Origin of the sequence: Nocardioides malaquae (assembly GCF_015070385.1) — a bacterium.
GTDB lineage: Bacteria > Actinomycetota > Actinomycetes > Propionibacteriales > Nocardioidaceae > Nocardioides > Nocardioides malaquae.
In genome coordinates this window covers 220,539-240,215 of record NZ_JADCSA010000004.1, presented here as the reverse complement: position 1 = coordinate 240,215, position 19,677 = coordinate 220,539, and the positions used below count along the sequence as shown (strand labels likewise).

General features: G+C 71.2%; 13 protein-coding genes. 9 read left to right on the top strand and 4 right to left on the bottom strand.

Annotated features, from left to right (window positions below; all coding sequences use genetic code 11):
* Positions 1-74: 74 nt before the first annotated feature.
* The 4 genes from IEQ44_RS06120 to IEQ44_RS06105 are packed head-to-tail and all read left to right on the top strand — an operon-like array spanning position 75 to position 10,432.
* Positions 75-2,837: a hypothetical protein gene (locus IEQ44_RS06120; protein WP_193637546.1), complete on the top strand. Its 2,763-nt coding sequence runs from the start codon at positions 75-77 to the stop codon at positions 2,835-2,837.
* Positions 2,834-4,099 carry an ABC transporter substrate-binding protein gene (locus tag IEQ44_RS06115; RefSeq protein WP_193637545.1) on the top strand — a complete coding sequence of 422 codons (1,266 nt, stop codon included), beginning with the start codon at positions 2,834-2,836 and terminating at the stop codon, positions 4,097-4,099. The genes IEQ44_RS06120 and IEQ44_RS06115 overlap by 4 nt, the downstream gene beginning before the upstream one ends.
* A 5-nt stretch (positions 4,100-4,104) precedes the next feature.
* The gene (locus tag IEQ44_RS06110) at positions 4,105-6,129 is read left to right on the top strand and encodes a serine/threonine-protein kinase (protein WP_193637544.1); all 2,025 of its coding nucleotides are present in this window, start codon (positions 4,105-4,107) and stop codon (positions 6,127-6,129) included.
* A gap of 1 nt (position 6,130) precedes the next feature.
* Positions 6,131-10,432, top strand: a complete 4,302-nt coding sequence (locus IEQ44_RS06105; RefSeq protein WP_193637543.1) for a type VII secretion EssC family protein — start codon at positions 6,131-6,133, stop codon at positions 10,430-10,432.
* A gap of 69 nt (positions 10,433-10,501) precedes the next feature.
* On the opposite strand, the gene IEQ44_RS06100 is transcribed toward IEQ44_RS06105, so the two are convergent.
* Positions 10,502-10,798 carry a WXG100 family type VII secretion target gene (locus IEQ44_RS06100; RefSeq protein ID WP_193637542.1) on the bottom strand — a complete coding sequence of 99 codons (297 nt, stop codon included), beginning with the start codon at positions 10,796-10,798 and terminating at the stop codon, positions 10,502-10,504.
* Between the two features lie 177 nt (positions 10,799-10,975).
* On the opposite strand from IEQ44_RS06100, the gene IEQ44_RS06095 reads away from it, so the two are divergent.
* Positions 10,976-11,455 (top strand): SRPBCC family protein, encoded by a 480-nt coding sequence (locus IEQ44_RS06095; protein WP_193637541.1) that lies wholly within the window; start codon positions 10,976-10,978, stop codon positions 11,453-11,455.
* A gap of 82 nt (positions 11,456-11,537) precedes the next feature.
* Here the strand turns inward: IEQ44_RS06095 and IEQ44_RS06090 are convergent, their stop codons facing one another.
* Both IEQ44_RS06090 and IEQ44_RS06085 read right to left on the bottom strand, forming a co-directional pair.
* Positions 11,538-12,620, bottom strand: coding sequence for an inositol-3-phosphate synthase (locus tag IEQ44_RS06090; protein ID WP_193637540.1), 1,083 nt, complete (start codon positions 12,618-12,620; stop codon positions 11,538-11,540).
* A 92-nt stretch (positions 12,621-12,712) separates the two neighbouring features.
* A complete protein-coding gene (locus tag IEQ44_RS06085) occupies positions 12,713-13,342 on the bottom strand; it encodes a PadR family transcriptional regulator (RefSeq protein WP_193637539.1) in 630 nt (209 codons plus the stop codon).
* Positions 13,343-13,435: 93 nt separating this feature from the next.
* Between IEQ44_RS06085 and IEQ44_RS06080 the strand changes: the two genes are divergently transcribed.
* The 4 genes from IEQ44_RS06080 to IEQ44_RS06065 all read left to right on the top strand — a co-directional run bounded on the left by IEQ44_RS06080 (position 13,436) and on the right by IEQ44_RS06065 (position 18,537).
* Entirely contained in the window at positions 13,436-15,760 is a 2,325-nt protein-coding gene (locus IEQ44_RS06080; RefSeq protein ID WP_319804521.1) for a transglycosylase domain-containing protein, read from the top strand.
* A gap of 35 nt (positions 15,761-15,795) precedes the next feature.
* Positions 15,796-17,196, top strand: coding sequence for a glycosyltransferase family 87 protein (locus IEQ44_RS06075; RefSeq protein WP_227487029.1), 1,401 nt, complete (start codon positions 15,796-15,798; stop codon positions 17,194-17,196).
* A gap of 277 nt (positions 17,197-17,473) precedes the next feature.
* Entirely contained in the window at positions 17,474-18,115 is a 642-nt protein-coding gene (locus tag IEQ44_RS06070; RefSeq protein ID WP_193637537.1) for an RHS repeat-associated core domain-containing protein, read from the top strand.
* Positions 18,116-18,129: 14 nt separating this feature from the next.
* Positions 18,130-18,537, top strand: a complete 408-nt coding sequence (locus tag IEQ44_RS06065; protein WP_193637536.1) for a hypothetical protein — start codon at positions 18,130-18,132, stop codon at positions 18,535-18,537.
* A 231-nt stretch (positions 18,538-18,768) separates the two neighbouring features.
* On the opposite strand, the gene IEQ44_RS06060 is transcribed toward IEQ44_RS06065, so the two are convergent.
* The coding region (locus IEQ44_RS06060; protein ID WP_193637535.1) for an MsnO8 family LLM class oxidoreductase at positions 18,769-19,677 on the bottom strand (909 nt) is incomplete at its 5' end.

Genomic DNA, 19,677 nt, shown 5'->3' with positions numbered 1-19,677 from the left:
ACTCTGGGCAACCGCCGTGCCCTGTCCTGAGGCGCGGCACACGTGTGTCAGCAACATTCTTGGGGGAGACGTCGATGCGACGACAGCGGATCAGGCTGCAGCGTCCGGGGCGATGGGGTCTGGCCATCGCCCTCGTCCTGGCCGGCGGGGTGGTGACCGGGACACAGCTCCTGCCGGCGCACGCCGCGCCCGAGCGCGTCCTGCAGGGTGTCGAGGTGGGCGTGGGCAGTGACGGCCGCGTCCGCACCATCGTCAGCCGCGCCGTGCGCCAGTCGTCCGACGAGGTGGTCGACGACGTCGAGGAGCTCGACGCCGCCGAGCACGCCTCCGACCTGCCCGTGCGCGTGCAGACACAGTGGCGCCTCGACGGTCGCAGCGGCACCGACCTGGCCGACATCGAGGGGGAGTCGGGCCGCGTGGTCGTGGAGGTGTCGGTGCAGAACACCACCGTACGCCCGCGCCAGGTGCGCTACGACTCCGACGGCGTGTCCAAGCGACGCTGGGCCCTGGTGGGTGCCCCGCTCACCGTCATGGGTTCCGCCGACCTCGGCAAGGACTCCTTCGGCAGCGTCGTGATGAAGGACGACCAGAACCCCGCCGCCGTGACCAACGGTGTGCTCGACCGCGGCGACGAGAGCAACGCCCGCGTCCAGTGGGCCTCGATGCTGGCCCCGCCACGTCTTGCCGCCTCGATGACGATGCGCCTGGTCATCGACACCGACGACTTCGAGGTGCCGACCTTCGACCTCTCGGTGCAGCCGGGACTGGTCACCGACCCGTCGGTCCAGCGCCTGCTTGAGGTCGCCTTCTCCGACGAGGCCGGCAGCACCGTGGCGTTGGAGACCCGCACCATCGAGCTCATCGGCAGCGTCAACGGCGTGCTCTCCGAGGCCAGCGCCGTGCTGGGCCAGATCCAGGGCGAGCTCGGCGGTGCCGCCGACCAGCTGGGGGCTCGCACGATCGCCAACCTGCAGTCCAGCTCGCGTGAGGTCTCCACGTCGATGGCCGGCCTCTCCGCTGACCTGGATGCCCTGAGCACCTCCATCGGCGACCAGCTCGAGTCGGGCAACTCCACCGCGCTGACCAACCTGAAGAGAAACGTCGACCGGGTGAAGGACCTGCTCGGCGACCCCGACACCGAGCCAGCGCCCCCGCGCAACGTTGCCGGGTGTTCGCTGACCCCGGCTCCGGCCAAGAAGAAGGTCTCCGTCATGGAGCAGCTGGCGACCGTCTCCAGCCAGCTCGACTCCTTGGCGCTGGCGACCGCCAACTGCCGCACCATGGTCACCGAGGAGCTCACCCGGGCCGTCGGCGTCGTCGCCGAGGACGGCACCTGCACGCCGGCTGGTTCGGCCTCCTGCCTGATCCTCGGCGTGGGCGCCCAGTTCTCCGACCACCTCGCGACCCTGAGCGCCTTCCGTGACGACTTCGCGGCTCGCTTCGACGAGACACTCGTCGGCGACGTCGCCACCACCACCACCGCCCTGCGCGACTCGGTGGCCGAGATCGACCGCCGCGCGCAGCGCCTCGGCCGGGGTGGCACCGACGAGATCGACCAGGTCATCCAGGAGGTCGTCGACCTGCTGCGGGACGCCAACGCGACCCTCGCCCCCGAAGGCGGGGTCGGGCCCGAGGAGCGGCTCGACACCCTCACCGCAGAGCTGCGCGCGGCCGCCGACCAGCTCGACTCCGTGCTGGGCCGGCGTGGTCTCGTCCCGCTGACCGCTGACCAGCAGCTGCGGGCCATCCGCCAGCTCGCCTGCAACCCCGGACCCCTCACGCCGGTCAACCCGCAGGCCGACGAGATCAGTCGTCTCGCCGTCGGCGTGGGCTGTGAGGAGGAAGTGCCCGCCGAGGGCTACCCCGAGGCCTCGCTGGGTGGTCGACTGGTCGACCTCGTCACGGTGCGCGACGAGCTGCGGGCCCACGCCGCGACCACCCAGGCCGTCAGCGACTCGGTCGCGCAGCTCACCGGTTCGGTGGAGGACGCACTGAGCACCGCCGAGGGTCTCCTGGACGCCGAGTCGCCCGAGCTGTCGCAGCGGGTGCTGGCCCTGGTCTGCGGCGTACGCAGCCTCTCGGTGCCCGAGGCCGAGCTGACCGGTCCGTGCGCCGGTGGCACGGCGACCACCGCCCCGATGCCGCAGCTGCTGGGTGCGGTCGACGAGCTCGAGGAGAACCAGGTCGGCCTCACCGACGAGGAGATCTCGGCGGCCTTCGCCGGAGCCGTCGCGGTGCTCGAGACCTCCTCCACCGACGCCGCCACCGGAGCGGGCGAGGTCTCGCGGGCCGGACAGGACGCCAGCACCCGGGTCGGCGGCCTGGTCGCCGAGCTGCAGCAGGAGATCGAAGGCACCGGAGACGAAATCCTGCGCGACGGCCGCCGGGTCGTGAAGCAGCAGCGTCGCGGCATGGACCGCACCGTGCAGCAGGTCGAGCGCCAGCTCTCCGCCGGTGTCTCCCGCGCGGTGCGCGCCATCAACGGCGACGTGAGCAGCTCCAACCGCAACATCAAGGCGTCCGAGCGTCGCCTCCTCGCCGACCTGCGCAAGGTGCTCGTCGACCTCGGCGAGCGTCGCAACAACGGCAGTGGGCTGCTCGGCTCCCTGGTCACCGGCGCGACCAGCACGGGTGTCTCCAACGAGCAGATCCGTTCCGCTAGTGACACCGCCGCCTCCTTCAGCCGGGTGCGGGCCGAGGGGCTCGAAGCCCTGCTGATGGAGCAGGAGCAGACGGCCCTCGCCCTGCGGCTGCAGGACGAGCTGCCCGTCTTCGGCATCGACGTACCGGAGGGCAGCGTCCACACGACCGTCTACTCGTTCCGGGTGGGGGCATGAGCCGCCGTCTGCGGGCCCTGCCCGCACTGGCAGCGCTCGCGCTCGTGGCGTCGGCCTGCTCCGAGGACACCTCGCCCAGCGACAAGGCCGACCCCGTCGGCGGCGTGCCGGTGGAGATCACCGACTCCACGCCCGAGGATCCCGTGCGGATCGGCGTCGTGGTCACGCTGCGCTCGGAGGACGGTCTGGGTGAGGGTCTGCTCTCCGCCGCTGCCGGCGCGCAGGTGGCCGAGAGCCGGCTCGAGCTGGGCGGTGGAGAGGTCATGCTCGAGGTCGCCGACGACCGCGGCACCGCGGAGGGTGCCCGCGCGGCCATCTCCGACCTCGTCGGCCAGGACGTCTCCGGCATCGTCGTGGCCACCACCGGTGACCACCTGACGGCCGCCCTGCGGGCCGCCTCCGACGCCGGCACCCCGGTGGTCGCGCCCTACCTGCGCGACCCGTCGCTCGACCTGCCCGGTGTCTGGGCCACCGGACCCGACGACCCGACGATCGCCGAGCGCCTCCAGGAGACGCTCGACGCCGACGGGCTCCTGCGGCCCTTCGTGGTCACCGGCGACGGGGTCGCGGTCGACGTCGACGCGGCGGCCTCCGGCTCGCTCGACGCCACCGGACCGAAGGAGCTCGCCCGGCAGGTCGCACGCCGGGCTCGCTCCGGCGGCGTCGACTCGGTCGTGGTGGGTGCCTCGGCACCGAACCAAGCAGCCTTCGTCGCTGCCCTGCAGGGCGCCGACACGGACGTGCCCGTGCACCTGACCCCCGAGGCACTGAGCCCCGAGTTCGCCTCGGCGCTCGTCGAGGCCGGCGGCACCACGATGGGCGACATGGCCACCGTCGGCACGGACGCCACCGATGCCACCAGCCTGGGCCAGGGTGACCGGGCCGAGGCCGTCGCCGCCTACTTCGCCGCGCTGCGGCTGTTGGCGGGCGACCCCGAGGCCAAGGACCTCTTCGGCTCGGCCCCGTTCGCCCAGGAGGCCGACGGTGCCGACATCGCGAGCCACGACGCGGTGGTGGGCCTGGTCGTCGCGGCGGCCGAGGCCGACTCCGTCGACCCTGCCGCGGTGAAGGACGCGCTGGCCGGGTTGCAGCTCACCCGGGCCCAGGGTCTGGCCGGGCCTCCTCTCGACTTCACCGACGCCTCGGCGTTGGACCGTGAGGAGGTCGTGGTGCTGCGCTCCTCGGGCCAGGACCCGGGCGTGCGACCCGTCTCCTCCGGCGACCCCGTGCTGCGGTGGTTCGCAGTGCCCACGGAAGACTGAGAGCGGTGGAGGTGGAGAGCCGCCGGGCGCTGGGCAGCCGCTACGAGCTCCTCACCCGCCTCGGTCAGGGTGCGATGGGGCAGGTCTGGCGCGCCCGGGACCGCTCCGACGACTCCGTCGTCGCCGCCAAGCTGCTCCGCCCCGAGCTCACCAGCGACCCCGAGGTCGTGGCCCGCTTCATCCAGGAGCGGTCGATCCTCGTCGGCCTCGACCACCCCGGGATCGTGCGGGTGCGCGACCTCGTGGTCGAGGGCCAGGACCTGGCCATCGTCATGGACCTCGTCGACGGCGACGACCTGCGCACCCGACTCCGGCAGGAAGGCACCTTCAGCCCCCGTCTCGCCGTCGAGGTGGCGTGCGCGGTGCTCGACGCCCTCGCGGCGGCCCACGCCGCCGGGTGCCTGCACCGCGACGTCAAGCCCGACAACGTGCTCGTCGCGGGCCAGGGCGACTTCGGTGCCCAGGACGTACGGCTCTCCGACTTCAGCATCGCCCGCCTGGCCCAGGACTCCACGGTCATGGCCACCGGCCTGCTGGGCACCCCCGGCTACATGCCGCCCGAGCTCTTCGTGCACGGCACCTTCAGCGCCGCCTCCGACGTCTACGCGGTCGGCGTGCTGCTCTACGAGCTGCTCGCCGGGCGGACGCCCTTCGCTGGCCCGGGCACCGCCCACACCGTCGGTCACCGCCACGTGAGCATGGCGCCGCCCCGGCTGCCGGTGCCCGACCCGTTGTGGCGCACGGTCGCGATGATGCTCTCCAAGGACCCCGCGCTGCGCCTGCCCGCCGCCCGCACGGCCGAGCAGCTGCGCAGCCTGCCCGACGACGTGCTCGACGCCCCTCGACTCCCGGTCCAGCCGGAGCCGGAGCGCTGGGAGCCCGTCGACGCTGCCCCGGCCACTGGTCCGATCCGGGTCAACGAGCTCCCGTCCGACGTCGACGTGGGTGCGACCTACGTGCCCGGTGCCGCGGTCGAGGCGACCCCGGTGGCACGCCCCGGCGCCGTCGAGGCGGCCCTGCCGGTCGGCGACGTCGACCTGCAGGAGACCGGGCTGGCGCGCAACGTCGGCCCCCACACGCGTCCGGTGCTCGAGCCGCAGGCCGTGGCTCCCGAGGAGCGCCGCCGCAGGCCCTGGGTGCGCTGGGTCGTCGGCGTGGTCGTCCTCGCTCTGGTGGCGGGCCTGACCTGGCTCGTCGTCGGCCTGGTCACGGGCGGTGACGACGAGGCGGGGCCGAGCACGGCTGGTTCCGGTCCGTTGAGCGCCACGCTGGTCGACGACCCGCTGCCCTCGGGGTTCTCGGTCACCCGTCGCGTCGACTACGACCCGGAGACCGGCACCGCAGACCTCTCCATCCGCTTCGGTGCGCAGGCCGCCGCACTTGCCGGTCCGTTCCTGGAGGTGCTGCCCCCCGTCGGCCAGGGCGACCAGTGTCCGTTGGTGGCCTGGGAGGACGACGTCGAGGTCAGCGCCAACCTGCCGCAGGTCACCGGCATCGGCGTGCCCTGCGGGCACTCGATCGAGCTGACCGAGGTGCCGCGGCAGGGTTCGGTCGAGGTGAGCGCCGAGGTCTCGGTCGACCTGCCCGCCGAGTCCGGCGCCCTGGAGGACTGGCTGGCGAGCGTCTCGGAGTCGACCGACGCCGCGCTGGCCTCCCAGCCGGTCGGTGCGGCCTATCCGGCGCAACGTCTCGCCGACGTGCGGGTCGAGGTGCCCAGCGACGTGCGGGTCGGCTCCGGCTCCGTGCGCTTACGCCTGCTGCCCGTGTGGCGCGGAGCGGAGCGCCCCGACGACGTGCGGGTGCTCTACGACAGCCAGGCCGTGGGTCCGCCCTCCGAGCTGCTGCGCCAGGTGGCCGGGGGGCCCGACGGCGTCGGTCTCTCCGACGGCTGCAACGGGGCGCTCGCCATCGTGAACGGGCGCCGCGTCGGAGTGCTCCGCGCGGCGGAGTCCTGCACCGTCAGGGCGCGGGTCGGCAACTTCACCGACCTGGTCAGTGACACCTTCCGGATCTCTCCCGCAGGAGGATGACGTGCGGATCAACGTGACGGTACGTGGGCCGGCCCACGACGTCGACGTGGTCGCGGAGTGCGACGACGCGCTCCCGGTCGGTCGGCTCACCGAGGCGCTGCGCGTCGAGACCGGGCTGACGCTCGACCACGAGGCGGGCGACCCGGCGTTGGCTCGGCCCGACGTGCCCGTGGGCGAGGCCGGACTCCGCAACGGCATGGTGCTCTCGATGGTGCCCGGCGGATCGCGCGAGGGCGGCCTGACCACCGAGGGGTGGCAGCTGCACGTCGTCGGGGGTCCGGGCGCCGGTCACGTCTTCTCCCTCCCGGTCGGTCGGCACGAGGTGGGACGCAGCGGCGACCTCGCCTGGGGCGACCAGGCCATGTCACGCCGTCACGCTGCCGTCGAGGTCACCGAGGAGGAGGTGCGCGTGGTCGACCTCGGCTCGGCCAACGGCACCGTGCTCCACGGCGAGACGGTCGACACGGAGGAGCCGGTGGTCTGGCCCGCGGGTGACCTGCTCGAGATGGGCGACTCGCTGGTCGAGCTCCGGGCCGCGCACGGCCCTGACGCAGCCGTCGAGGAGGCCGAGCCGGGCTGGCTGAACTTCCTGCGTCCGCCCCGGATCCGGGCCCTGCACCTCACGCCCACCGTCGAGGTGCCCAAGGCGCCCGGCGAGCGGCGTACGCGACGCATCCCCGTGATCGCGATGATCGCGCCGATGGTCTTCGGCATCACGCTGGCGCTGGTGATGCGCTCGCCGTTCTACCTGATGTTCGCGCTGATGAGCCCGATCATGATGGGCGCCAACTACTGGTCGGAGCGTCGCGGGTCGGCGAAGGACCACCGGCAGGCCGTCGAGGAGTACACGGAGAAGCTGGCAGCGGCGCAGACCGACCTCGAGCGCAAGATCGCCTCGGAGCAGCGGCGCCTGCGCCACGAGATGCCCGACGCGGCCGAGACCCTGCGCACCGCGGCGCTGCCGGGACGGCGACTGTGGGAGCGCCGCCGCCACGACGTCGACGCCCTGGTCCTGCGGTGGGGCTCCACCGACCTGCCCTCCACGGTGAAGCTGACCGGTGAGGAGGTCGACGAGGAGCACACGCTGCGCGCGGTGCCCGTCGGGGTGGGCCTGGCCCAGGCCGGCGTCGTCGGCATCGCCGGGCCGGAGGAGAAGGTCAACGGGCTGGTGCGGTGGTCGGTCGTGCAGCTGGCTGCCTACCACGCCCCCCGCGACCTCAGCCTCTCCTTCGTCTCGCTGCGGGCCGGCAGCGAGTGGAACTGGTTGCGCTGGCTGCCGCACCTGCGCCCCGACGACCCCGACTCCGCCGTCGCCCACGTGGGCAACGACGAGTCCAGCGCAACCGCCCTGGTAGCCGCCCTCGCCGACCTGGTGAAGGAGCGCCGCGGAGCTGCGGACAACTCCAGCAGCGTGCACGCCGACAGCTTCCCGGCGCACGTCGTCGTGGTCCACGGCTACCGCCAGGTGCGCGGTCTGCCCGGGATGCGGCAGCTGCTCGAGGACGGACCGGCCGTCGGCGTCTACGCCATCTGCACCGACGACGAGGAGCGTTCGCTGCCCGAACGCTGCACCGCGACGTTTCTGGTCGACCCCGGGCAGGCGACCCACGGCACCCTGCACCGCTCGGGGGAGCCCACGTTGGAGTCGGTGCTGCTGGACGTGGTCTCCGCGACGTACGCCGATCGCGTGGCGCGCGCCCTCGCGCCGCTGAAGGACGTCGGGTCGCAGCAGGGTGACGACAGCCTCCCCGACTCCGCCCGCCTGCTCGAGGTGCTCCAGCTCGACGACCCCACGCCCGACGAGCTGCGCTCGCGGTGGATGCTCGAGCCGCGCTCCACGACGATGGTGCTGGGCGTCGGCGCCAAGGGCCCCTTCTCCCTCGACCTGCGCAGCGACGGCCCGCACGGCCTGGTGGCCGGCATGACCGGATCGGGCAAGACCGAGCTGCTCCAGACGATGATCGCCAGCCTCGCGATCGCCAACCGTCCCGACGCGCTCAACTTCGTGCTGGTCGACTACAAGGGCGACTCCGCCTTCAAGGAGTGCGTGAAGCTGCCGCACACGGTGGGCAAGGTCAACGACCTCGACCCCCACCTGGTGCAGCGCGCCCTCGCGTCGCTGGGGGCAGAGCTCAAGCACCGCGAGCACTTCCTCGCCGAGGCCGAGGTCAAGGACATCGAGGACTACCAGGACCTCTGCCTGCGCGAGCCGCACCGCCCGCCGCTGCCGCGACTGCTCATCGTGATCGACGAGTTCGCCCAGCTCTCCAAGGACCTGCCGGAGTTCGTCAGCGGCCTGGTGAGCATCGCCCAGCTCGGCCGCAGCCTCGGGATCCACCTCGTGCTGGCCACCCAGCGACCCAGCGGCGTGGTCTCGCCGGAGATCCGCGCCAACACCAACCTGCGGATCGCGCTGCGGGTCGCCGACGTCTCCGACAGCAGCGACGTCATCGGTGCGCCCGACTCGGCCCGCATCCCGAAGTCGGCGCCCGGTCGTGCGTACGCCCGCACCGGGGCCAGCTCGCTGCAGGGCTTCCAGGCCGGACGGGTCGGAGGTCGGCGCCCGGGCGCGGTCGCCGTCGAGGTCCCGCCGCCCTTCGTCTGCCGGGTCGGCTGGGAGAGCGTCGGTTATGCCGTGCCGCGCCCCCTCGCCCGGGGGTCGAACGAGGAGGTCGCCGACACCGACCTCGCCGCGCTGGTGCGCGCCGTGGTGACGGCGGCGGAGGAGGAGCAGGTGCCCGAGCAGCGTCGGCCCTGGCTGCCGCCCCTGCCCGAACAGCTGCTCGCCGACGACGTGTGGACCTCGCCGCAGGCCCCGACCGGGCTGCCGCCGCTGCCCTTCGGGCGGGTCGACCTGCCCGCGCTGCAGCAGCAGCGCGCCGCGGCCTTCGACCTCACCGAGGACGGCCACCTCCTGGTGATCGGGTCGTCGAAGTCGGGACGCTCGCAGCTGCTGCGTGCCGTCGCGGCCTCGGTGGCGCGCCTCACCGACCCCGCCGACGTCCACCTCTACGGCCTCGACTGCGGCAACGGCGCGCTCAACCCCCTGGCGGAGCTGCCGCACTGCGGCGCCGTGGTCTCCCGCACCGAGCCCGAGCGGGCGGCTCGGCTGCTCAGTCGCATCACTGACCTGATGGACGACCGGCAGCGCCTGATGTCGCAGGAGGGCTTCGGCGACATCAGCGAGCAGCGCGCCGCCTCCGCCGAGCCGCTGCCCCACCTGCTCCTGCTGCTCGACCGGTGGGAGGGCTTCATGACCACCATCGGCGAGGTCGACGCCCTCTTCGACGCGATGACCCGCATCCTGCGCGAGGGCGCGAGCCTCGGGGTGCACGCCGTCATCACCGGTGACCGCACCCTGGGCAGCAACTCCCGGGTCGCGACGATGACCGACAACAAGCTGGCGCTGCGCCTGGCCGACCGCTCCGACTACGGCCTGGTCGGGCTCAACCCGCGTACGTTGCCCGAGCGGGTGCCGGCAGGTCGCGGCTTCACCCCCGACGGCTCGGAGGTGCAGGTCATGCTCCTCGACGCCGACGACTCCGGGCAGGCCCAGGGCGCCGCGTTGCGTCGCCTGGCCGCGCAGGCGCCGCGGGCGCGCGAGGGTCACCGACCCTTCCGGGTCGACGTGCTGCCGTCGCGGCCCACGGTGGAGCAGGCGCTGGCGCTGCCGCCGCACGACCGGGTCGGTCCGCGCCTGCTGGTGGGCGTCGGGGGCGACGACCTCCAGGCCTACGAGGTCGACCTGACCCGGGCTCCCAGCTTCGTCGTGGCCGGTCCGGGGCGCTCGGGCCGCAGCTCGGTGCTGCTGGGTGCGGCCGAGGCCTACCTGGCCACCGGGGGACAGGTCATCGCGGTCGCGCCGCGCCCCAGCCCGCTGCGCGACCTCGCCGGGCGCGAGGGAGTGCTCGGCGTCGTCACCGACCCGGCGACGCCCGCGTCCGCGTACGTGGAGATGGTCGAGGGAGCCACGGGCCGGGTGCTGGTGCTGCTCGACGACGGGGAGCAGCTGCGCGACTCCGGCGGCAACGACTTCTTCCTCGACGTGGTGCGCGGCCGGCGCGACGACGCCTTCCTGCTGGTGGCGGGCAACGTCGACGGCCTCAGTGGCGGCATCAGCGGGTGGAACGTCGAGGCCCGCAAGAGCCGTCAGGGACTGCTGCTCTCCCCGCAGGGACTCTCCGACGGCGACCTGGTGGGCGTACGCCTGCCCCGCAACGTGATCGGTCGGCCGGTGCGCGCGGGCCGCGGCTGGCTGCACCAGGGCGACGGCGAGCTCGTGCAGGTCGCCACCCTCTCCTGATCTGCGTCACCCGGACGCAGAACGGGGCCGCTGCCAGCCGGCAGCGGCCCCGTGGGGTTTCTGGGTCGATCAGCCCTTGAGCGCGGAGCTCAGCTCGGTGTCGACGTTGCGGAAGGTCTCCGCCGCCTTCTTGAGGAACTGGGCCATGCCCTCGAGACCCTCGATGGTCTTCTTGGCGCCGGAGGTGAACTCCTCGTAAGAGGTCTGGAACGAACCCGAGGCCGAGTCGGTGACGAAGCCTCCAGCGACGAGGCCGTCCACCTGGCCCTTGAGGTTGGTGAGGTAGGAGTCGATCTCCTGCTGCGCAGACGTCAGCTTGTCGGCCTGCGACTCCATCTCCTGGTAGGTGACCTGCACGTTTGCCATGGGTGGTTCTCCCCCTGAGTGTCTGACGCCCGGGCCCGAATGCTCCGGCCGTTCGAGTTCGATCAAGATACACAACGCGTCGAGGCGCTCCCGGGGGTGGAGCCGATGTGGCTCCTCGGCCGGACAGGCCTCGCTCCGCCCCTTGTATCCACTCGGCCCAGCCTTCAAACTCCCACCATGGATTCCAGTGCGCGCCACCTCGTCCGCGACCAGATCGAGGAGACCGTCGAGGTCGCCGCCCCGCCGGAGACCGTGTGGCGGTTCGTGAGCGACCTGCCCCGTCTCGCCGAGTGGAGCCCCCAGGTCGTGAAGTCGATCGTGCTGGGTGGCGGAGACGTGCACGGCGGATCGTTCCTCTTCAACATCAACCGTCGCGGCCTCCTCTTCTGGCCCACCCGGTCGAAGGTCGTCCGTTTCACGCCCCCACGCGAGGTCGCCTGGCGCATCAAGGAGAACGGGTCGACGTGGTCCTTCACCCTCGAGCCGACCGCCACCGGCACGCGGGTCACCCACCGTCGCGACCTCTCCGACGGGCTGAGCGACATCTCGGCGAAGCTGACCGACCGCTTCATGGGGGGCCAGGAGGTCTTCCAGGACGAGCTGCAGGCCGGGATGCGCCAGACCCTGGACCGGATCCGCCAGCTCGTCGAGTCCTGAGCGCGGACCGTGAGGGGGTCGGGACGCAGAAGATCCCGGCCACCGAGGTGACCGGGATCTTGTGCTGAGCGGTGCTGAGGGATCAGGCGCCGTGGATGAAGGCCTCGAGCTGGGCGCGGCCGTCCTCGTCGGCCATCTGCACCGGCGGGGACTTCATCAGGTAGGCCGAGGCCGGGAGGATCGGGCCGCCGACGCCGCGGTCGAGGGCGATCTTCGCGGCACGGACGGCGTCGATGATGATGCCGGCCGAGTTGGGGGAGTCCCAGACCTCGAGCTTGTACTCCAGGTTGAGCGGCACGTCACCGAAGGCGCGGCCCTCGAGGCGGACGTACGCCCACTTGCGGTCGTCGAGCCAGGCGACGTAGTCGGAGGGGCCGATGTGCACGTTCTTGTCCTCGACCTTGCCGGCCAGCGGACCGTTGAGGTTGGAGGTCACGGCCTGGGTCTTGGAGACCTTCTTGGACTCCAGGCGCTCGCGCTCGAGCATGTTCTTGAAGTCCATGTTGCCGCCGACGTTGAGCTGGTAGGTGCGGTCCAGCGTCACGCCGCGGTCCTCGAAGAGCTTCGCCATCACGCGGTGGGTGATGGTGGCGCCGACCTGCGACTTGATGTCGTCGCCGACGATCGGCACGCCGGCGTCGGTGAACTTCTGCGCCCACTCGGGGTCGGAGGCGATGAAGACGGGCAGGGCGTTGACGAAGGCGACCTTCGCGTCGATGGCGCACTGCGCGTAGAACTTGTCGGCCTCCTCCGAGCCTACGGGGAGGTAGGAGACGAGCACGTCGACCTCGGCGTCCTTGAGCGCCTGGACGACGTCGACCGCCTCGGCGTCGGACTCCTCGATGGTCATCGAGTAGTACTTGCCCAGGCCGTCGAGGGTCGGGCCGCGCTGCACCGTCACGCCCAGCGGCGGGACGTCGGTGATCTTGATGGTGTTGTTCTCGGAGTTGTTGATCGCCTCGGAGAGGTCGAAGCCAACCTTCTTGGCGTCGACGTCGAAGGCGGCCACGAACTCCACGTCGGAGACGTGGTAGTCGCCGAACTTGACGTGCATGAGCCCGGGGACGGTGCCGGCGGGGTCAGCGTCCTTGTAGTACTCCACACCCTGGATCAAGGACGTGGCGCAGTTGCCCACGCCCACGATTGCTACTCGAACCGAACCCATGGGGCTCTCCTCACTGCATTGGATGGCTTGGTGCCGCCGAGGCGACTGGATGGTGCTCTGACTGGTGCTGCTGGGCGGGTCGGGCGGCCGACTCACCCGGTGGTGGCCTCGGGGCTACCGGTGGTGCTGGCCCCTCCCTGACCCGGGACGGGCCTGGCGGGGCTGCTGCGGGACTCCTGACGGCCGCGCTCGGCGGCGATCAGGTCGGAGAGCCAGCGCACCTCGCGCTCGACCCCCTCCACTCCGTGTCGGTGGTACTCGGAGGCGTAGCGGTCGGCCTTGCGCTGCGTACGCGCGAGGTCGGCCCGCGCCCTCGCCAACCGCTCCTCGAGCCGGGTGCGGCGACCCTCGAGGACCCGCAACCGGATCTCCGAGGGGGCGGAGGCGAAGAAGCTGAACCGGATGCCGAAGGTGTCGTCCTCCCAGGCCACCGGCCCGGCCTCCGACATCAGCCGCTGGAACTCCTCGCGACCCAGGTCGGTGACGCGGTAGACGATCCGGGGTCGGCCGGTGACCGGCGCCGGGGTGGAGGTGTCCTCGCTGATCAGCTGGGAGCGCGACATCTTCTTCAGCGCCGGGTAGAGCGTGCCGTAGGAGAGCACGCGCCCCAGGCCCCACCCCAGGAGCAGGTTGAGCCGCCGTCGCAGCTCGTAGCCGTGCAGGGGTCCCTCGTGCAGCAGTCCGAGGACTGCCAGCTCGATGGACTCTCCGCGACGCGCCATGCGATCTATCGTACCGATATATCTTCGGTGAGGAAGAGGTGGATGCATGGTGAACAATCGGGACCCTGCGGCCGATCCCCTTACCCTTGCGTCGTGACGAACTCCCGCAGAGCCCCCGGCAAGGCGGTCACCCGCAAGCCGACGAAGCAGAAGAAGCCGAAGAAGACCCCCGGCCAGCGCGTACGCCGCGTGCTGCTGTGGCTGGCTGCCCTCGCCCTCGTCGGGTTGGTCGCCGGCCTCGGCCTCTTCGTGGTGCTCTACCAGACCATCGACATGCCCGACCCCAACGAGGAGTTCAAGACCCAGACCTCCTTCGTCTACTACGAGGACGGGGAGAGCGAGGTCGGGCGCTACGTCACCCAGAACCGCGTCGCGGTGCCCCTCGACGACATGCCGCAGCACCTGCAGGACGCAGTCGTCGCCGCCGAGGACAAGACCTTCTGGACCAACTCCGGCATCGACCCCAAGGGCATCATCCGCTCGGCGTTCTCCAACGCCCGCGCGGGTGAGACGGTCGCCGGCGGCTCCACGATCACGCAGCAGTACGTCAAGATCCTCTACCTCAGCAGCGAGCGGGCCCTGAGCCGCAAGGTGAAGGAGGCGATCCTGTCGCTGAAGATCCAGCGCGAGGTCTCCAAGCGCGAGATCCTCGAGGGCTACCTCAACACCATCTACTTCGGCCGTGGCGCCTACGGGGTGCAGGCCGCGTCGCAGGCCTACTTCGGCAAGGACGTCAAGGACATCAACCTGCGTGAGTCCGCGGTGCTCGCCAGCGTCCTCAACAGCCCGAACGCGCTCGACCCCGCCAACGGCAAGGAGGCCCGCGCCGAGCTCAAGGACCGCTTCACCTACACGTTGGGGCGCATGTCCGACGACCGGTTGGTGCAGGAGGAGAAGACGCAGAAGGCGGCGCGCCGCCTGCCGAAGTTCCCCAAGCAGAAGGCGGAGTCGGCCCAGGGTGGGCAGCGGGGCCACACCCTCAAGCTGGTGCGCGACGAGCTGCTGCGCCTGGGCTACACCGAGCAGGAGATCGTCGGCGGCGGCCTGCGGGTCACCACCACCCTCGACCCGACCATGATGGAGCAGCTCGAGGAGTCGGTGATCGAGCAGCGTCCCGAGGGCTTCGGCGACAAGCAGCTGCACATCGGCGCGGCCACCGTCGAGCCCGGCACCGGCGCCCTCAAGGCGTTCTACGGTGGTCAGGACTTCCTCGACTCCCAGATCAACTGGGCCGCCACCGGCGGCATGGCGGGGTCGACCATGAAGGCCTTCACGGTGGCGGCTGCCATCGAGGAGGGCTTCAGCCTGCGCGACACCTTCCAGGGCAACTCGCCCTACCGCTTCCCCGGCGGCCTGGAGGTCAACAACGCCGGCGAGGGTGCCGCCGACCAGGGGTCGGCCATCTCGATGACCCGCGCGACGGCGCTGTCGACCAACACCGCCTTCGTCGACATGTCGGACTCGATGGAGGACGGCCCGCGCAAGATCTACCGCACGATGCTGCGCGCCGGCCTGCCGCCTGAGGAGGCCGACTCCGACTTCCCCGGCATCCCGATGCGCAGCACCGACCTGTCGCCCGAGGACACCCTGATCACGCTGGGCAAGGCCCGGATCAGCCCCATCAACATGGCCAACGCGTATGCGACCTTCGCCAACTTCGGCGAGCGGGCCGACGTGCACGTGGTCGCCAAGGTCGTCGAGGCCGACGGCGAGACGAGCTACAGCCGCAAGGTCGAGACCACCCAGGCGATCGACCCGGAGGTCAACGCCGACACCGTGTACGCCCTGCAGGACGTCGTGAAGAACGGCTCGGGTCGCGCCGCCCAGTCGATTGGTCGTCCCGCTGCCGGCAAGACCGGCACGGCCACCGCCGGCACCTCGCAGGACAGCGTGCACGTGTCGTCGTCCTGGTTCGTCGGCTTCACCCCGCAGCTGTCGACCGCCGTCATGTACGTGCGTGGTGACGGCGACGACAAGCTCGACGAGTGGCTGCCCTCGTTCTACGGCGGCACCTACCCGGCGCAGACGTGGGCCGCCATCATGGACCGGCTGAGCGAGGGGATGGAGGTCGAGGAGTTCCCCGAGCCGGTCTTCCTCGATGGTGGTGAGCCGAGCAGCAGCGGTGGCGGTGAGGCGCCGCCGCCGAGCCAGCCGAAGCCGAAGCCCAAGCCGTCGAAGAAGCCGATCGAGACGCCGAGCCAGGAGCCGGAGCCCGAGCCGGAGCCGCAGCCGTCCGAGACGCCGACCCCGACGAACCAGCCGGAGCCGGAGCCGTCGCCGACCCCGCCGGCCCCCAGCCCGACCCCGCCGGCCCCCAGCCCCACGCCGCCGGCCCCCAGCCCGACGCCGCCGGGTGACGGCGCACCGGGAGGCTTCGCGCCGGCCGCGGCGCCCGGACGTACGGAACCCGGGGAGTAGGCATGGGCTCGCCGAAGGGAGGGACGGTGAGTGACATGACGGTGCACCCCACACACGACGACCCGGTGGTCGCCGCGCTGTCGGAGTCGGTGGGAGGACCGATGGGCAGCCGGGCCGGTCGACACCGTTGGTGGACGCCGGTGCGGGTGCTCCTGGCGCTGACGGCGGTGACGTTCGCGCTGGGTCTCCTGTCGAAGGCGCCCTGCGCGGAGACGGAGTGGCAGGACACGGCTCAGCGCTACAGCCACATGTGTTACTCCGACGTGCCCTACCTCTACAGCTGGCGCGGGTTCGCCGACCTCAACTGGCCCTACACCGACGACGAGGCGGTGCGCGCCGAGTTCGACGTCATGGAGTATCCCGCGGGCATCTCCTACTGGGCCTGGGGCACCGGCTACGTCACCTGGGTCCTGAGCGGAGCCCCCGACCTCGACGACCCCGCCCGCGACCTGCCGCGGGAGGGCACGCTCTACATGGCCGTCAACGCGGTCGGTTTCGGTGCGGTCGCTCTGCTCACGACGTGGCTGATGGCGGGGGTGACCCGCCGACGACCGTGGGACGCGGCCGGCTTCGCGCTCGCGCCGATGCTGGCGCTGACCGCGACCATCAACTGGGACCTGCTGGCGGTCGTCTTCGTCGCCGGGGCGGTGTGGGCGTGGGCGCGCGACCGGCCGGTGCTCACCGGCGTACTCATCGGGGTGGGCACGGCGGTGAAGCTCTACCCACTCTTCCTGCTCGGGGCCGTGCTGGTGGTCTGCCTGCGGCGGCGCCGGTGGCGCACGCTGGCGCTCACCTTCGCTGCTGCTGCCGCGGCCTGGTTGCTGGCCAACGCCCCGGCGCTGCTGACCGGCTTCGAGCAGTGGAAGGTGTTCTGGACATTCAACTCCGAACGGGGCGCCGACCTCGGCTCACTGTGGTTGGTGGCCCAGCAGATGATGGGCCCGGACGCATGGATCGAGGTCGACACCATCAACCTCGTGTCGTGGGGCTTCATGGCGCTGTGGTGCCTGGGCGTCCTGGTGCTCGGGCTGAAGGCGCCGGTCTCGCCTCGGTTCGCCCAGCTCGGCTTCCTCATCGTGGCCGGCTTCCTGCTGGTCAACAAGGTCTACTCCCCGCAGTACGTCCTGTGGTTGCTGCCGCTGGCCGTGCTCGCACACCCGCGCTGGCGCGACCTGCTGATCTGGCAGGTCGGTGAGGTCCTCTACTTCGGGGCGATCTGGTTCCAGCTCGGCGGATACCTCGAACCGGGTGATGGACAGCCCTCGGTGATCTACTGGTTGGCCGTCGTGCTCCGGATCGCGGCGCAGCTGTGGTTCGTGGCGATGGTGGTGCGCGGCGTGGTGGATCCCGATCGAGACCCCGTGGGCCGTGAGGCCGAGCCTGACCCCGTGCGCGGTCCCGCGGGTCACGAGGCGCGCACCCCGGCTCCCGCCTGACCGGAACGACAACGACGCCCCGCGGCACACCGGCCGCGGGGCGTCGTTTTCACCCGCTCGTCCGCAGTGCCCCGAAGCAACCACCGGACGAAACCCTGCTCGCGGTGCGAGCAGTGGCAACCCACTGCAGCCCTCTGTGCCCCGCGCTCTCGCGATCCACACCACTTGGACCAAGATTTTTCGGGAGGGTGCAGGCAGCGCTGGTCTGGACCTGCGTTCATCGATGGCGGGGACTTTGGGGCGGCCAGCGTCTCATCAGGGTTACAACGGTTCGACGGTGGCGGCGGTGTGGCGCCAGGAGGACGGCGGGCCGCGGGTATTGGCGTCAACGTTCGTGACGGCTCCTTCGGGTGATCCGCTGCAGTCGACCACCGACGGTGACACCGAGTACAGCATGCTGGACGGACTCGGGTCGGTCACGGGAACGCTGGATGCTGCGGGTGGGGTGTCGTCGAGCACGGCGTACTCGGTCTTCGGCCAGCCGGCTGGCACCGGCGCGGTGGGCCTGGGAGACGCCTACGGCTACACGGGTCACGGGTGGGATATCGAGTCAGGCACGCACTACGCCCGTGCGCGTTGGTATGACTCCCGGCTCGGCAGGTTTGCGTCCGAGGACCCCGTTGACGAGGTCAATCTGTATCCCTACGTCGCGAACCAGCCGCTTGACTACGTCGACCCGACAGGGCAGATGGCCATGGAGTACGGCGGAATCTCCAAGGACGCTCCGATGCGCGCCGGGCTCGCCCGGAACACAGTGCAGAACAAGCAGGCCCGAGACGCAATCAAGGCGGCGCAACGCCAGCTCGGCCGCCAGCTCGATAGGGCGGAGATTCGGCAGGTCCATGACAGAATCACCGGGGAGGGCTACGACGAGTTCTGGGATCTCGTCGAGATCGTCGTCGACATGTTCATGAAATGAGAGAAGAGAGCTCCATGGATCGCTCCCGTGCTCTGGCTCACTGCCATGACCACGTCCTCGGGCGCCGGATATTGCACATCGAGATTGGGATCGGGACCCACCTGACCTTTTCCTTCGAGGACACCGACGTCAAGCTGTGGATGTACATGTCCGCCTGGAACATCTCGTCCTCGGACGGGATGGTGCTGGCGTGTGAGGACGACCGCACGACGTTCCCGGAGAAGCTCGGCACATTGGTGGGCTTGACGATCACGCTCTTCGAGGCCGACCGGTGCAACAACCTGACGCTGGGGCTCGGCAACGAAGTCATCCTGCGTGCGTTGGCCACCTTTAGCGACGAAGACGCGTGGATGCTCTTGGAAAGTGGGGCATGGTTTCTCGGCGCCGGCCCGAACGGTCAGTTCGTGATGGAGATCGGATGATCATTCGGGAACGATGATTGTGGACGGTCCCGCCTGCTTCCCGGGATTGCCATACCGCACCGCTCGGTAGTCGGTACGCCGCAGTCGTGCAAGGACGTTGGTTGGAGGGTGTCCGGACAGTCGGACGTCCGCCACTCGCCGACTCCAGCTCTCCTTGTGGCTGCGACCCATGCTGTTGCCGGCCACAAGCGCGGGCGGTGGGAAGGAACGTGACCGAACTGCTCCACCGAGTCAGCGGAGCAACCCGGCCACCGCGGCGTCCGAGGCGGCGAGCGCGTCACGGTCGTACGTCGACCCCGACACCAGCAGCTCGTCGGCGCCGCTGCGCTCGACGAGCTGCTTCAGCCGGCGGTGTACGGTCTGGGCATCTCCTGAGGTGACCCGGTCGAGGGCCTGTTCGATCCGGTCGCGGTGCCGGTCGTCGCGCAGCTTCCCGCGGATCGCGCTCACGGGTTCGAGGGCCCCGAAGGAACCGGTCCGGCGGGACTGCGCCATCGCCCAGACCTCGGGTAGGGCCAGGTCGCGGGCCTCGGCATCCGTGTCGGCGACCAGCACGTCGAGGGAGACCGTGACGCGGGGCCGGCTGTCACGGTGTGACCGGAAGGAGTTGCGGTAGCCGGCCAACTTCTCCGGGAGCGCGGGGTCGTCGAGGACCGGGCCGCCCACCACCACCGGGAGGCCGAGCTCGGCGGCGACGGCGAGCCCACGGCCGGTGGCCAGCACGAAGAGGGGGATGGTCTCCTCGACCATCGGGCGGGCGGTGACCGGGGCGTTTCCCTCCAGGAAGTCACGCAGCTCGGCGATGTCGTCGGCGAAGGTGTCCGGCTCCTCGACCGACCGGCGCAGCGCCTTCCGGACCGGCTCGGTGAAGCCGAGGGAGCGGCCGACGCCCAGGTCGATCCGACCGGGGTGGAGGCCGGCGAGCAGCAGGAACTGCTCGGCGACCACGAGGGGCTGGTGGTGCGGCAGCATGACCCCGCCCGAGCCCAGTCGGATGCGCTGCGTACGCTCCCCGATCGCCGCGAGCAGCACGGCGGGTGAGCCGGATGCGATGCCCGGGACACCGTGGTGCTCCGCCACCCAGAAACGGTGGTAGCCGAGGTCCTCGGCGTCGACCGCTCGCTCCACGGTGTGGGTCAG